At 67.2% G+C, this 14016-nt stretch carries 14 protein-coding genes; 6 read left to right on the top strand and 8 right to left on the bottom strand.

The window, feature by feature from the left end:
* Nucleotides 1-379 precede the first annotated feature (379 nt).
* The 6 genes from urtA to ACESL5_RS08105 all read left to right on the top strand — a co-directional run bounded on the left by urtA (nt 380) and on the right by ACESL5_RS08105 (nt 7740).
* Complete coding sequence (gene urtA / locus ACESL5_RS08130) at nt 380-1675, top strand: urea ABC transporter substrate-binding protein (protein WP_372592281.1); 1296 nt, start codon at nt 380-382, stop codon at nt 1673-1675.
* Between the two features lie 74 nt (nt 1676-1749).
* Nucleotides 1750-3447 (top strand): urea ABC transporter permease subunit UrtB, encoded by a 1698-nt coding sequence (gene urtB / locus ACESL5_RS08125; RefSeq protein WP_372592280.1) that lies wholly within the window; start codon nt 1750-1752, stop codon nt 3445-3447.
* Between the two features lie 4 nt (nt 3448-3451).
* The gene (gene urtC, locus ACESL5_RS08120) at nt 3452-4543 is read left to right on the top strand and encodes an urea ABC transporter permease subunit UrtC (protein ID WP_372592279.1); all 1092 of its coding nucleotides are present in this window, start codon (nt 3452-3454) and stop codon (nt 4541-4543) included.
* Nucleotides 4537-5370: an urea ABC transporter ATP-binding protein UrtD gene (gene urtD / locus ACESL5_RS08115; protein ID WP_372592283.1), complete on the top strand. Its 834-nt coding sequence runs from the start codon at nt 4537-4539 to the stop codon at nt 5368-5370. The genes urtC and urtD overlap by 7 nt, the downstream gene beginning before the upstream one ends.
* Nucleotides 5367-6062 carry an urea ABC transporter ATP-binding subunit UrtE gene (gene urtE / locus ACESL5_RS08110; RefSeq protein WP_372592278.1) on the top strand — a complete coding sequence of 232 codons (696 nt, stop codon included), beginning with the start codon at nt 5367-5369 and terminating at the stop codon, nt 6060-6062. The genes urtD and urtE overlap by 4 nt, the downstream gene beginning before the upstream one ends.
* A 343-nt stretch (nt 6063-6405) precedes the next feature.
* Nucleotides 6406-7740, top strand: a complete 1335-nt coding sequence (locus ACESL5_RS08105; protein ID WP_372592277.1) for an erythromycin esterase family protein — start codon at nt 6406-6408, stop codon at nt 7738-7740.
* A gap of 172 nt (nt 7741-7912) precedes the next feature.
* Here ACESL5_RS08105 and ACESL5_RS08100 read toward each other — a convergent pair whose 3' ends face one another.
* From ACESL5_RS08100 to ACESL5_RS08065, 8 genes are all read right to left on the bottom strand, one after another.
* On the bottom strand, nt 7913-8275 hold the full coding sequence (locus ACESL5_RS08100) for a DUF2934 domain-containing protein (RefSeq protein WP_372592276.1): 363 nt from the start codon (nt 8273-8275) through the stop codon (nt 7913-7915).
* A gap of 135 nt (nt 8276-8410) precedes the next feature.
* The gene (ureG, locus tag ACESL5_RS08095; protein ID WP_372592275.1) at nt 8411-9019 is read right to left on the bottom strand and encodes an urease accessory protein UreG; all 609 of its coding nucleotides are present in this window, start codon (nt 9017-9019) and stop codon (nt 8411-8413) included.
* 17 nt (nt 9020-9036) lie between these two features.
* A complete protein-coding gene (locus ACESL5_RS08090; protein ID WP_372592274.1) occupies nt 9037-9768 on the bottom strand; it encodes an urease accessory protein UreF in 732 nt (243 codons plus the stop codon).
* The gene (ureE, locus tag ACESL5_RS08085) at nt 9737-10213 is read right to left on the bottom strand and encodes an urease accessory protein UreE (RefSeq protein WP_372592282.1); all 477 of its coding nucleotides are present in this window, start codon (nt 10211-10213) and stop codon (nt 9737-9739) included. Before ureE ends, ACESL5_RS08090 begins: the two co-directional genes overlap by 32 nt.
* A 5-nt stretch (nt 10214-10218) precedes the next feature.
* The gene (gene ureC / locus ACESL5_RS08080) at nt 10219-11925 is read right to left on the bottom strand and encodes an urease subunit alpha (RefSeq protein ID WP_372592273.1); all 1707 of its coding nucleotides are present in this window, start codon (nt 11923-11925) and stop codon (nt 10219-10221) included.
* Entirely contained in the window at nt 11922-12245 is a 324-nt protein-coding gene (locus ACESL5_RS08075) for an urease subunit beta (RefSeq protein WP_372592272.1), read from the bottom strand. The genes ureC and ACESL5_RS08075 overlap by 4 nt, the downstream gene beginning before the upstream one ends.
* Before the next feature lie 327 nt (nt 12246-12572).
* The gene (locus ACESL5_RS08070; protein ID WP_372592271.1) at nt 12573-12875 is read right to left on the bottom strand and encodes an urease subunit gamma; all 303 of its coding nucleotides are present in this window, start codon (nt 12873-12875) and stop codon (nt 12573-12575) included.
* Between the two features lie 16 nt (nt 12876-12891).
* Nucleotides 12892-13806, bottom strand: coding sequence for an urease accessory protein UreD (locus tag ACESL5_RS08065; protein ID WP_372592270.1), 915 nt, complete (start codon nt 13804-13806; stop codon nt 12892-12894).
* Between the last annotated feature and the right edge of the window lie 210 nt (nt 13807-14016).

Here is a 14016-nt window from a genome sequence, read left to right as displayed (position 1 = left end):
AGGCGCGCTCCATCGCCGGCCTGTTCATCGTGCGCGAGCACCTGCTCGGCCGGGGCCGCTGACCGGTCCGACGCACCAGGCCGGTGCGCTGATCCCGCCGGGTGCACCGTCACGGGGCAGCCCCCCTGATCGGACACGGTCCGGCGGCGCCCCCTTTCCCTGATTACCGTCTCCACACCCGGCCCCGCCACCGCGTGCCGTCACGGCTGGGCCACGGCTGGCACGCTTCCTGCTGCCACCTCCTTCGAGCACAACCTGCCGTCGTCCGGCGGGCACCGTCCAGTCAGCACGCGGCCGTTCTGCGTGCCCTGTGGGCGCGGCCGGGACGGAACCACCGGGCGCACCACCGAACCACCCGCCAACCTCAGGAGAACGCTGCATGATTCAGTCCCCCTGGCTCAGGGCCCTCCGCCTTTCGGGAATCACCCTCGCCCTGACCCTGTCCGCGGGCGCGGCACAGGCGGAAGATCCGATCAAGGTCGGCATCCTCCATTCGCTGTCGGGCACCATGGCGATCTCGGAGACCACCCTGAAGGACACGATGCTGATGCTGGTCGAGGAGCAGAACCGCAACGGCGGACTGCTCGGGCGTCCCCTCGAGCCAGTGGTGGTCGACCCGGCCTCTGACTGGCCGCTGTTCGCCGAGCGCACCCGGCAGTTGCTGGAACAGGATGAGGTGGACGTGATCTTCGGCGTCTGGACCTCGGTGGCACGGAAGTCGGTCCTGCCCGTGATGGAGGAGCTGAACGGCATCCTGTTCTATCCGGTGCAGTACGAGGGCGAGGAGTCCTCGCGCAACATCTTCTACACCGGCGCGGCACCCAACCAGCAGGCCATTCCCGCGGTCGACTACCTGATGAACGACTACGGCATCGAGCGCTGGGTACTGGCCGGCACCGACTACGTCTATCCGCGCACGGCCAACCGCATCGTCGAGGCCTATCTGAAGGCCAATGGCGTGGCCGATGAAGACATCATGATCAACTACACGCCGTTCGGGCACTCCGACTGGCAGAGCATCGTGGCCGAGATCAAGCGCTTCGGAGAGCAGGGCAAGCCGACGGCCGTGGTCTCGACCATCAATGGCGACGCCAACGTCCCCTTCTATCGCGAGCTCGCCAACCAGGACGTGTCGGCCACGGACATCCCGGTGATCGCCTTCTCGGTGGGCGAGGAGGAACTCTCCGGCATGGACACCCGGCCGCTGGTGGGCCACCTCGCGGCCTGGAACTACTTCATGAGCGTGGACACACCGGAGAACGAGGCCTTCATCGCGGACTGGCACGAGTTCATCGGCGACGACAGCCGGGTCACCAATGATCCGATGGAGGCCCACTACATCGGCTTCCACATGTGGACACAGGCGGTCGAGAATGCCGGCACCACGGATGTGGACACGGTGATCGATGCCCTGAAGGGCGTGCAGGTCCCGAACCTCACCGGCGGCACCGCCGAGATGCTCGTGAACCACCACATCACCAAGCCCGTGCTGATCGGCGAGATCCAGGAGGACGGCCAGTTCCTCGTGGTCTGGCAAACGGACGACCTAGTCCCCGGTGATGCCTGGTCGTCGCACCTCGAGGGGAGCCGCGACATCATCGCGGACTGGACCCCGCCGATCTCCTGCGGCAACTACAACACCGTGACCGAGGAGTGCGGGGGCCAGAACTACTGAGCCACCCTGGGGGCGGCGGGCACGCCGCCGCCCCGTTTCCGACAATCGCACCCTCCACCACCCCGGAGATCGCGGTGATTCGCAGCGACACGTCACCCCTGCGCCAATGGCTCCGGCGAACCCTGAGCCTGCTGACTGGCGTCCTCCTCCTGCTCGCCCTGCCGACAGTCGCCGCGGATGCACCGGGCGAATCACCAGACCAGGCACCTGGCGCACCGTACGCGGATACCACCGACGGCCCCTCCGTGGACACCCTGATCAGGGAGCTGCCGGCCGGCAACTTCAACGACCGACGCCGCGTTGCCGCGGCCCTGGCCGCGGCCGGGGATCCCAGGGTCGCGGACATCCTGGCTGCGCTGGCCGACGGCCGGCTGCTCGCCACCGGGGACGGCCCGCCCCGGATCCTGATCCGCGACGCCGACGATCGCGAGGCCGGAACCGACGCCATCAGCGGCGAGGCCGTCGCCGCGGACGTCTTGGCCGAGGCCCGACGTATCCCCGTGCACAACCCGCTGCGCAACGCCCTACGCAGTCTCGTGGCCGTAGCCGGCGTGGCCGACGCGCGTCCGGAGCGCCGCATCCGGTCCCTGTCGCGGCTCATCCGCGACGGGGGCAATCCCGACCTCGTGCCCTTTCTCGAGGAACGGCTCGATACCGAGGACGATCAACGGGCCTCCGATCTGCTGAAGACCCTGCTGGCCCTCGCCCACCTCGACACCGGTGATGAGGCGGCGCGAATCGAGGCAGTGGCCACGCTGCGCGGCTCGCTGCTGCCCGAGGCCCGGCGTGCACTGGCGGCCACTGCCGCGGAAGACCCGGACGAACGCGTTCGCGAGGCCGCGATGGAGGCAGTCGAGCACGCGGAGTCCCGGATCCGCTTCTTCCGCTTCAGCGAGAACCTCTTCTTCGGTCTGAGCGCCGGGTCGGTATTGCTGCTTGCGGCGATCGGCCTGGCGATCACCTTCGGCGTGATGGGCGTGATCAACATGGCCCACGGCGAGCTGATCATGATCGGGGCCTACACCACCTGGTTCATCCAGACGCTGATACCCGGTACGCTCAGCACCGGCATTCTGCTGGCGATACCGGCGGCCTTTGTCGTGGCCGGACTGGTTGGCATCGCGATGGAGCGTGGCGTGATCCAGTTCCTGTACGGACGGCCGCTGGAGACGCTGCTGGCCACCTTCGGCATCAGCCTGATCCTGCAGCAGGCGGTGCGCACCCTGTTCTCGCCGCTGAACCGGCCGGTCGCCTCTCCCGAATGGCTGAGCGGGTCGCTGAACATCAACCCGGTGCTGTCCCTGACCTGGAGCCGCATCTACATCTTCGTCTTCGCGATCATGGTCTTCGTCGCGCTGATCCTGGTGATGAAGAAGACCAGCCTGGGGCTGAAGGTACGCGCCGTCGCACAGAACCGGCCGATGGCCCGGGCCCTCGGCGTACGCACCGGCTGGGTGGATGCCCTGACCTTCGGGCTTGGGGCGGGACTGGCGGGCGTTGCCGGCGTGGCGCTCTCGCAGCTGACCAACGTCGGTCCGAACATGGGACAGGCCTATATCATCGACTCCTTCATGGTGGTCGTCTTCGGCGGCGTCGGGAACCTCTGGGGCACCTTCGTCGGAGCGATGGGCCTCGGGGTCATGACCAAGTTCATCGAGCCTCACGTCGGGGCGGTGCTGGCCAAGATCATCGTGCTGATCTTCATCATCCTGTTCATCCAGAAACGGCCCCGCGGACTCTTCCCGAAGAAGGGCCGGGCCGCGGAGAACTGACGCCATGCTGACGCGACGCCTGCTGACCAGCGACTGGGGCGGCACCTTCGTGCTCGGTCTGCTCGTGGCGATGCTGATCGCCGTGCCCATCGCCAACCTGATGGTGCCACCGGATTCGCCCTACTACCTGTCGAGCTACTGGGTAGCCCTGCTCGGGAAGTTCCTGACCTTCGCACTGCTGGCACTGGCGATCGACCTGATCTGGGGCTACGCCGGGATCCTCTCCCTCGGGCACGGGGCCTTCTTCGGTCTGGGTGGCTACGCGATGGGCATGTACCTCACCCGCCAGATCGGCGAGCAGGGCGTGTACGGCCATCCGGTGCTGCCGGACTTCATGGTCTTCCTGAGCTACGAGGAGCTGCCCTGGTTCTGGCTCGGCTTCGACATGTTCTGGTTCGCGCTGCTGATGGCGATGCTGGTGCCGGGGCTGCTGGCGCTGGTCTTCGGCTGGCTGGCCTTCCGCTCCCGCGTGAGCGGCGTGTACTTCGCGATCATCACCCAGGCCCTGGTCTTCGCGTTGATGCTCGCCTTCTTCCGCAACGAGATGGGCTTTGGCGGCAATAATGGCCTGACCGACTTCAAGGAGATCCTCGGCTTCTCGGTCCAGGCGCGCGAGACCCGCGTCGCACTGTTCCTGGCCTCGGGCATCGCGGTGATCCTCGGGTACCTCGCCTGCCGCTACATCGTCACCTCGCGCTTCGGCCGCGTGCTGATCGCGGTCCGCGACGCCGAGGACCGCACCCGGTTTTCGGGCTACAGAGTGGACCACTACAAGCTGTGGGTCTTCGTATTCTCCGCGGTGCTGGCCGGCATCGCGGGCGCGCTGTACGTGCCCCAGGTGGGCATCATCAATCCGGGCGAGTTCTCGCCGATCCGTTCCATCGAGGCCGTGCTCTGGGTTGCGGTGGGTGGGCGTGGCAGCCTGTTCGGGGCGATCGTCGGCGCCTTCGCGGTGAACGGCGCGAAGACCTGGTTCACCGTCGCCTACCCGATGTTCTGGCTGTTCGCGCTCGGGGCGCTGTTCGTGCTGGTGACGCTGTTCCTGCCCCGCGGTCTCGTAGGACTGTTCCGCCGTCGCCGGGAGGGTGAATCGTGAGTCTCGCGCCCTATCGCCAGCCGATCCGGCGGGACCGTGTGTTCCGGCTGCTGCAGTCCGAACCGGACTTCAGCGGCACCAGCCATGGCGTGATCCTCTACATCGACGACGTCAGCGTCAGCTTCGACGGATTCAAGGCCCTCGACCACCTGAGCCTTGCAGTCGACGAAGGCGAGCTGCGCTGCATCATCGGCCCCAACGGTGCGGGAAAGACCACGATGATGGACGTGATCACCGGCAAGACCCGGCCGGACTCGGGACGGGTCTACTTCGGCCGCGACATCGATCTGCTGGACCTCGACGAGTACCAGATCGCCCGCGGCGGGATCGGCCGCAAGTTTCAGAAACCGACCGTCTTCGAGGCCCTGACCGTCCTGGAGAACATCGAGCTGTCCCTCGCCTCCAGCAAGGGCACGTGGAAGACCCTCTTTGCAAAGGTGGACCCGGCCCAGGCCCGCCGCATCGACGAAGTGCTGGTCACCATCGGCATGCAGGATCAGCGCCGCACGGCCGCCGGCGCCCTCTCCCACGGACAGAAGCAGTGGCTCGAGATCGGCATGCTGCTGATGCAAAACCCGCGCGTGCTGCTGGTGGACGAGCCCGTCGCCGGAATGACCGGGAACGAGACCGAGCGCACCGCCGAGCTTTTGACCTCGCTGGCCGGGGACCACACGGTGATCGTGGTGGAACACGACATGGCCTTCGTGCGGTCGATCGCCCGGCGCGTCACGGTGCTGCACCAGGGCAGCGTCCTCGCCGAAGGCAGCATGAACCAGATACAGGCCGACCCGGGCGTGGTCGAGGTCTACCTCGGAGAGGAGGAATGATCCAGGTCAGCGGACTGAACCAGTACTATCGCCAGAGCCACATCCTGAGGGACCTGGAGCTGCGGGCCGAGCCCGGCCGCTGCACCTGCGTAATGGGCCGCAACGGCGTCGGCAAGACCACGCTGCTGAAGTGCATCATGGGCCTGCTGCCGGTGCGCAGCGGCCGAATCCTGCTCGGGGATCGCGACATCACCCGCCTGTCGCCGGACGCCCGCGCCCGAGGCGGCATCGGTTACGTGCCACAGGGCCGCGAGATCTTTCCGGAGCTCACCGTCGAGGAGAACCTGCGGGTACCGCTCTCCTCGCGCGCGGACCGTGCGCGACAGATCCCGGGCTCGGTCTACCAGCTGTTCCCGGTGCTGAAGGAGATGCGCCGGCGCCGCGGTGGCGACCTGTCCGGCGGCCAGCAGCAGCAGCTCGCGGTCGCCCGCGCGCTGGTCCTGGACCCCCGGGTGCTGATCCTCGACGAGCCCGGCGAGGGTATCCAGCCCAACATCGTGCGCCAGATCGGCGACGTGATCCGTCAGCTGAATACCGAGATGGGGCTGTCAGTGCTACTGGTGGAACAGAAACTCCCCTTCGCCCGCCGCGTCGCCGACGACTTCCACATCATGGAAAGGGGCTCCGTCGTCGCCCACGGCCCCATCGACGCCCTCACCGACGAACTGGTCAACGAACACCTGAGCGTGTGACGCCCGTTGGCCGGCCTGGAGCAGGCCACCCGAGGATGACCCCCTGCCCCCGCTTGCGTGGGCGGGGGCGTACTGACCCGCGTTGGTATTACTACCCCTTTCTTCAGGCGCCAGGGCTTCCTAGGGTTTGAGGAAGCAGCCGGTTCGTTTCCGTGCGCGCGAACGAGGCTAGTGGGCCATGCGGGAAGTTCGGTAACTAAGGAACACAGCCCGATCCGTCAGATCAAGGCGGGCAACTGCAGGGATAGCCACCCCTATTTCAAACTTGCCCAACACGGCGCCGGCGCATCTGGCGCAGCAGTCTGCAGGGTTGCAATACCCTTCACGGAGAAAAGGAGTCACCATGACTCGCGTTCATCGCGCGGATGCCCAGGGCCTCCGCGAACACGCCACACAACTGAGTCACGGGCCTTCGTCGCTGGACGCGGTCTTCGAGACGATCGGCGATGCGTCGCTGGTGCTTCTGGGAGAGGCATCGCACGGCTCGCATGAGTTTTATGATATCCGCGCGCACATCACCCGGCGGCTGATTGAAGAGAAGGGGTTTGACGCCGTCGCCGTCGAGGCCGACTGGCCGGACGCCTATCGTGTCAATCGGTACGTGCGCGGCCAGGGAGAAGACGATTCCGCGATCGAGGCCCTGGCCAGCTTCCAGCGCTTCCCCCAGTGGATGTGGCGGAACACCGTCGTCGTGGACTTCGTGGAGTGGCTGGCGGCCTTCAACAAACCGCGCGGCGCGGCCGACCGCGCGGGTTTCTATGGCCTGGATCTGTACAGCCTCTACCGCTCGGCGGACGCGGTCATCCACTATCTCGACGAGGTCGACCCCGAGGCCGGCCGTCGTGCCCGAGCACGATACGGCTGCTTTGACCATTCGCTGGGAAACCCGCAGGACTATGGCTACCAGGCAGGACTCGGCCTGCGCGAGGACTGCAGTGAACAGGCCGTCCGGCAGTTGATGGAACTCGAGCAGGGAGCGACGGAATACCTGCGGCGCGATGGGCTGCTGGCAAGCGATGAGCAGTTCTTCGCTGAACAGAATGCCCAGGTCGTTGCCAACGCGGAAGAATACTACCGCGCGATGTTCACCGGTCGCAGGAACACCTGGAACCTGCGCGACCGCCACATGAGCAAGACACTGACCGAGCTGCGTCGGCACCTGCGCGAACAGGGCCGGGCCGGCCGGATCGTTGTCTGGGAACACAACTCGCACATCGGCGATGCCCGAGCGACCAGCATGGGCACCCGTGGCGAGCTGAATGTGGGGCAGATGATCCGCGAGACGGTCGGGAGCGACGCCGTGCTGATCGGCTTCACCACGTTTGAAGGCACGGTGGCCGCGGCATCGGACTGGGATGCGCCGGTCGAATTGAAATCGGTTCGGCCGGCGATCGAAGGCAGCGTGGAGCAGCTCTTCCATCAGGTGGGCGGTGACTTCTTTCTGCCAATGCGCGGCATCGAGACCGATGGACCGCTGAGCCGGCCGCTGTACGAGCGCGCAATCGGCGTGATCTACCGACCCCGGACCGAGATGGCGAGCCATTACTTCCAGGCCCGCGTCGCCGAGCAGTTCGATGGCGTGGTGCACATCGATCGCACCCAGGCGCTGCAGCCCCTTGATCTCACCCCTGCCTGGGAGCCCGACCGTCTCCCCGAGACCTATCCCTTCGGGGTCTGACGGGCCTTTCGCCACTTCCCCGGCTCCATTCCGGCTTCCCGCTCGGGCGACGGGGTCAGGCCTCGCACAGCACTCCCGCACACCGCCCGGATCCGACCGTCACTTTCGGGTCAGACCGTGACGGTCGGGCGCAGGCGCCACGGGCCGCGCCTGATCCCTCTTCCCTTTGCGGTCACTTTGCCGCGAGCTGGGAGTCGATTTCCTGCTCGGCCTGCAGCCAGAAGGCGTGGTTGTCGCCGGTGAAGCCGTGCCTCTCGGCGATGTAGTAGGCCGCGTCCTGGATCATCCGGTAGCGCTGTTCCGGCGTGACCGCGGGCTTTGCTGCAGCCTTGCGGGTACGCGAGGCTGCCGGGGCCTTTGTGGTTCCGGCCGCCTTCCTCGGAGCCGCGGGCTTCGCCGCAGGCTTCTTCGCGGACGTCGCGGCAGGCTTTGCAGACTTGGCCGCTGGAGCCTTACTTGTCGGGGCGGGCTTTTTCGTTGGTGCGGCCGCGGGCGCCGCCGCGGGCTTTGTTACCTTCTTCGGTTCTTTGGCCATCCGGTATTCCCCCTGGGTTAGCCTGCTACAGTCGCTGCGACACCGCTTCAAGTGGCCGCTCTTTCGATCATAAGTTGCCCACACACCCTCGGCAAGCACTTCCCACCGACGGCGCCCATACAGGCCTGAGCCTGTTCACCTGAACAGCCCCTCGCGCTCCAGGAAGGTGACGACTTCCTCCAGCCCCTGTCCGGTCTGCAGGTTCGTGAACACGAAGGGGCGCTCGCCGCGCATGCGGCGGCTGTCCCGCTCCATCACCTCCAGCGATGCGCCAACCCCGTCGGCGAGATCGATCTTGTTGATCAACAGCAGGTCGGAGCGGGTGATGCCGGGACCGCCCTTGCGCGGGATCTTGTCGCCGGCGCAAACGTCGATCACGTACAGCGTGAGATCGGAGAGCTCGGGGCTGAAGGTGGCGGAGAGGTTGTCGCCCCCGCTCTCCACGAAGATCAGCTCGAGGCCCGGGAGGCGCTGCTCGAGGTCGTCCACGGCGGCGAGGTTCATCGACGCATCCTCGCGAATCGCGGTGTGCGGACACCCGCCAGTCTCGACCCCGATGATGCGACCGGGATCCAGCGCCGCGCGCCGGGTCAGGAATTCGGCATCCTCTCGAGTGTAGATGTCGTTGGTGACCACCGCGAGCTGATAGCGATCGCGGAGCCTGTGGCACAGGGCCTCGACCAGTGCGGTCTTGCCCGAGCCCACCGGGCCGCCGACCCCGACTCTGAGCGCCTGTGATGTCATCCGGATCCTCTCTCCCGTTAGCTTCGGAACAATCGACTGTACTGCGTTTCATGCAGCATCGAGGCCAGCGTCACGCCGGGCAGGCTGCCGCCGAGATCCTCGTCCTCGAGATCCTGCGCGAGTTCGGTAGCCCCGGAAAGACAACCGGACAGATGAGCCAGCAGGCGCTGCCCTTCGGTCTGACCGAGCGGCACCAGCTTCACCGCTGCCGCGACCTGATTCTCGCACCACGACCACAGGTAGCCGTCCATCACCTCGTCCAGCGGTATCTGCCACTCGACTGCGGCGAGCGCGAACAGCGTGGCCCAGCAGGCGTCATCGCGTCGCGCCCAGGGCGCAGCGCGCGGCACGTCGAGATCCGTCAGCAGGCGGGCCAGCGCCCGGCCCTGGCTCAGGTCCTGCGCGCGCAGCTCCGCTGTCTCGCGGCTGGCACGAAGCCAGTCGTTCCAGCCCTCGACCACGGAGACGTCGTCCGCCTCCCACGCCGCATACAGTCGCGTCAGTGCCGGCAGGTCGACCCGCGCGTGCAGGTGCAGCAGCTGCGCGCTGATCCAGTCCCGTGCCACATCGGCATCGGTCACCCAGCCCGCCTCCACCGCGTATTCGAGCCCGGTGGAGTAGCTGTACGCCCCTACCGGAAGGGTCGGGCTGATCAGCTGCCACAGGCGCCGTCGTGCAGTCCGCAGGTCCGTGCGCCCGTCGTGCGGATGCGCAGCCTCAGTGGGCGTGGTGATGATGATGGTGTCCATGCGCGTGTGCGTGCCCGCCACCGGCATAGGCCCCTGCTTCGGGTTCGAAGGGCAGCCGGGCCTCGGTCACGGTCAGCCCGAGGCCGCGGACCATGTCATCCAGCACGTGATCGTGTAGGTATCGCAGCGAGCCCCGTGCCAATTCCAGCGGCACGTGGCGGTTGCCGAGATGATAGCTGGCCCGCATCAGCAGCAGCAGGTCGGGGGATCGCACTTCGCTGACCAGCTCCGGAGCCGCCGCCACGCGCACCACCGGGGCGGCGGGACCGCACAGGTATTCGCCGTGACGCAGGATCTGGCCGCGCTGCAGCATCACGGCCACTTCGGTCCCGTCGTCGAGCACCGCCCGGAAGCGGCTCCGCTGCCGGGTCTCGAACGGCAGGCTGAGCGCCACCGAAACGGTTTCGGAGGAGGGGGCGGAACACCGGCGATCCAGCCTGAGCATCGACATCAGAACAGGAAGTAGCGCTGACCCATCGCGACCTCCGCGGCGGGCTCGCAGGTCAGCAGTTCGCCATCGGCACGCACCTCGTAGGTCTCCGGATCCACCTCGATATTCGGCATCCAGTCATTCAGCACCATGTGCTGCTTGCGCACCGAGCGGCAGCCTCTCACCACCACCGGGCGATGGCTCAGCCCGAGGCACCCCGCGACGCCAGAGGCCAGCGCCGCCGCGGACATGAAGGTCACGGAAGTACTGCCGATCGCTCCGCCGTAGCTGCCGAACATCGGGCGGTAGTGGACCGGCTGTGGCGTGGGGATCGACGCGTTGGGATCACCCATCGGAGCGGCCGCGATCATCCCGCCCTTCAGGATCATGGCCGGCTTCACGCCGAAGAATGCCGGACTCCACAGGCACAGATCGGCCAGCTTGCCCGGCTCGATACTGCCGACCTCGTGGGCGATGCCGTGGGTCAGCGCCGGGTTGATGGTGTACTTGGCAATGTAGCGCCGCACCCGCAGGTTGTCCGCGCCCGGGTCGTCGCCCGGCAGCGTCCCGCGCTGAACCTTCATCTTGTGGGCGGTCTGCCAGGTGCGCAGGATCACCTCGCCGACACGCCCCATGGCCTGGGAATCGGAGGCGATCATCGAGAACGCGCCCATGTCGTGCAGGATGTCCTCGGCGGCGATGGTCTCCCGCCGGATCCGGGATTCGGCGAAGGCCACGTCCTCGGGTATCGCGGGGTCCAGGTGATGGCAGACCATCAGCATGTCAAGGTGCTCGTCGACGGTGTTGACCGTATAGGGGCGCGTGGGATTCGTGGAGGATGGCAGCACGTTGGGCAGCCCGCAGGCCTTGATGATGTCCGGTGCGTGGCCGCCGCCCGCGCCTTCGGTGTGGTAGGTGTGGATGGTGCGGTCCTTCATCGCCGCCAGGGTGTTCTCGACGAACCCCGACTCGTTCAGGGTATCGGTGTGGATGGCGACCTGCACGTCGTACTCTTCGGCAACGCTCAGACAGTTGTCGATGGCCGCCGGGGTCGTTCCCCAGTCTTCGTGCAGCTTCAGCCCCAGGGCACCGGCTTCGACCTGCTCGCGCAGGGCGTCGGGCAGGCTGGCGTTACCCTTGGCCAGGAATCCGAGGTTCATCGGGAAGGCATCACCGGCCTCGAACATGCGCTGGATGTGCCAGACACCGGGCGTGCAGGTGGTGGCGTTGGTGCCGGTCGCGGGACCGGTGCCGCCGCCGAGCATCGTGGTGATCCCGCTCATCAGTGCTTCCTCGATCTGCTGCGGGCAGATGAAGTGGATGTGCGGATCGATGCCACCCGCGGTCACGATCATGCCCTCGCCGGCGATGGCCTCGGTGCCAGGGCCGATCACGATGTTCACACCGGGCTGGGTGTCGGGATTGCCGGCCTTACCGATCGCCTGTATGCGCCCGCCCTTGATGCCGATGTCCGCCTTCACGATGCCCCAGTGGTCGATGATCAGCGCGTTGGTGATCACGGTATCCGCGACCTGCGTACCGAGCCGCTGGCTCTGCCCCATGCCGTCGCGGATCACCTTGCCGCCGCCGAACTTCACCTCGTCGCCGTAGATCGTGTGGTCCTGCTCCACGCGCACGAACAGCTCGGTATCGGCCAGCCGTACGCGGTCACCCACGGTCGGGCCGTACATGTCCGCATAGGCGACCCGCGGAATCCTGATGCTCATCGTTCCTGCTCCTTGCCCAGCGCGCCCATCACCTGCCCCTGAAAGCCGTAGATCCGCCGCTCGCCCGCATAGGCCACCAGTGCCACCGTGCGCGTCTGGCCCGGCTCGAAGCGCACCGCGGTGCCCGCCGGGATGTCCAGCCGGAAGCCGCGCGCCGCGCCGCGGTCGAAGTCCAGCGCACCGTTCACCTCCTGGAAGTGATAGTGCGAACCGACCTGTACCGGGCGGTCCCCGGTATTCGTCACCGCCAGCGTGGCCGTCGGACGCCCTTCGTTCAGTTCGATCTCGCCCTCTTCGAGCAGGTACTCACCGGGTGTCATGGCGCCGTTCTCCTCGTCTTCGAATCGCAACCGCCGTGCACGGGGTTCGAGCCGGGTGATGCATCAGCGGGACGCCGTGAATACATCCCTGTAGGTTTGACGGCCGCATCCATGCGGCCGACACCCGCTGATGCATCACCCGGCTCGAACCCTTTAGTGGGAAGGTCACGCACTCTCCCCGCTCCCGCTCGCGGACAAATCCGCCGGGAGCGACTCGAACCGCCCCCGGGCGGGCCCGAAGGGCGGAGGGCAGGATGCCCGGAGTAACGGGGCCGGGGGTGAGGGCCGGGCTCGCCCCCCACACGCAGACACGCAGGCACCCCGAGATCAGCGAATCGGCTCATGGACCGTGACCAGCTTGGTGCCGTCCGGGAAGGTGGCCTCGACCTGAACCTCCGGGATCATCTCCGGCACGCCCTCCATCACCTCCTGACGGGTCAGCACCTCGCCCCCGAGCGCCATCAGCTCCGCGACCGTGCGGCCGTCGCGCGCACCTTCGAGGATCGCGGCCGAGATCAGCGCGATAGACTCGGGATAGTTGAGCTTCAGCCCCCGGTCGCGCCGGCGTTCGGCGACCAGCGCCGCGGTAAAGAGCAGCAGCTTGTCTTTTTCCCTCGGGCTCAATTCCATGCCGGAACTCCGGTGTTCAGGTGGACCAGATGCGCGGGGCAGATGCGGGGCGGCCCATGACCAGGGGCCTAAGCAGAAACCATGCCCGAATCATCGCCTCCCACAGGGCCTCGCCGGAATGTGCGAGCCAGCGGCAGGCCAACAGGCCGCCCTCCTGCACATCTGCTATGGCAGCCCCCCCCAGCAGCGTGCAGCCCATCACCGGATCCGTGCGATCACCGGCCGCCTGGTCGCGCAACGCGTCGAGCATCTCGCCGGTACCCGGCGAGGCGATCAGTGTCGCCAGATAACGCCTGCCCTGCAGGCCCCAGGGGGCCTGCAGCAGGGCCCCGCCTCCTTCCAGGTGCAGGCGTTCACGGAGGAGCCTGCGTTCCCCGGCGTCCACCTCCAGCGCGAGATCGCAGGAGCCTTGCTCGAAGTGATCGCCGCTGCCCGGCCGCCCGAGGCCCAGCAGATCCCAGGCGAGCAGCCGTCCTCCCGGCGCAATGTCGAAGCGGCTGTGCAGGGCGGCCCGGGCCCCCGCATGAAGGATGTTCAGGGCCGGCAGCCACTCGAGTGCGGCGCCGTCGCCGACACGGAAGTGCTGGCGCTGGCGCGCCGTCTCCCCGGCCGAGCGGTAGAACTTGCCTGCTGCAGGGGTGGTGATCAGTGCATGCGCACCCGCCGCGCTCCCCACGTCGATCTCGATGGTGTCGCCTCCGACCACGCCCCCGGGCGGGTGCAGCAGATAGCTGTGGCAGGGGTCGCCCTCGGGATGAAATGTGCGTTGCACCCGCAGGGGCCCGTAATGACGCCGGTGCCGCAGCACGGTCCGGCAGGAGCCGGACTCGAACCCCAGTTCCAGACGCGCCCGCCAGCCGTCGGCACGCGGTTCGGGGGACGGGTGTGCGTCCGCAGTGGCCGGGCTCTGGCAGGAAGGCGCCTGGATCATGCCGTCTGCGGAAGCAGAAAACGGGCCAGGGCATTCCTGGCCGGTGGCGCTCCGGCCATATTCATTTGTTCGACGCGGGCACCATCATGGTGCATAGATGCGCACCGTAATGGTGCAGATATGTCACCCCAGCTGTGCACGTACCCGGCTGGCGATCTCCTCCACGGAGAGATGGGTGACCTCGAGCCGCGGGATGCGTTCGCGGTACAG

Origin of the sequence: Guyparkeria sp. (genome assembly GCF_041687595.1) — a bacterium.
GTDB lineage: Bacteria > Pseudomonadota > Gammaproteobacteria > Halothiobacillales > Halothiobacillaceae > Guyparkeria.
This window is presented reverse-complemented; position numbering and strand designations above follow the sequence as displayed.

Coding starts and splice junctions, on each gene's coding strand:
- urtA (WP_372592281.1), top strand. CDS start 380: ATGATTCAGTCCCCCTGGCTCAGGGCCCTCCGCCTTTCGGGAATCACC.
- urtC (WP_372592279.1), top strand. CDS start 3,452: ATGCTGACGCGACGCCTGCTGACCAGCGACTGGGGCGGCACCTTCGTG.
- urtE (WP_372592278.1), top strand. CDS start 5,367: ATGATCCAGGTCAGCGGACTGAACCAGTACTATCGCCAGAGCCACATC.
- ACESL5_RS08105 (WP_372592277.1), top strand. CDS start 6,406: ATGACTCGCGTTCATCGCGCGGATGCCCAGGGCCTCCGCGAACACGCC.
- ACESL5_RS08100 (WP_372592276.1), bottom strand. CDS start 8,275: ATGGCCAAAGAACCGAAGAAGGTAACAAAGCCCGCGGCGGCGCCCGCG.
- ureG (WP_372592275.1), bottom strand. CDS start 9,019: ATGACATCACAGGCGCTCAGAGTCGGGGTCGGCGGCCCGGTGGGCTCG.
- ACESL5_RS08090 (WP_372592274.1), bottom strand. CDS start 9,768: ATGGACACCATCATCATCACCACGCCCACTGAGGCTGCGCATCCGCAC.
- ureE (WP_372592282.1), bottom strand. CDS start 10,213: ATGCTCAGGCTGGATCGCCGGTGTTCCGCCCCCTCCTCCGAAACCGTT.
- ureC (WP_372592273.1), bottom strand. CDS start 11,925: ATGAGCATCAGGATTCCGCGGGTCGCCTATGCGGACATGTACGGCCCG.
- ACESL5_RS08075 (WP_372592272.1), bottom strand. CDS start 12,245: ATGACACCCGGTGAGTACCTGCTCGAAGAGGGCGAGATCGAACTGAAC.
- ACESL5_RS08070 (WP_372592271.1), bottom strand. CDS start 12,875: ATGGAATTGAGCCCGAGGGAAAAAGACAAGCTGCTGCTCTTTACCGCG.
- ACESL5_RS08065 (WP_372592270.1), bottom strand. CDS start 13,806: ATGATCCAGGCGCCTTCCTGCCAGAGCCCGGCCACTGCGGACGCACAC.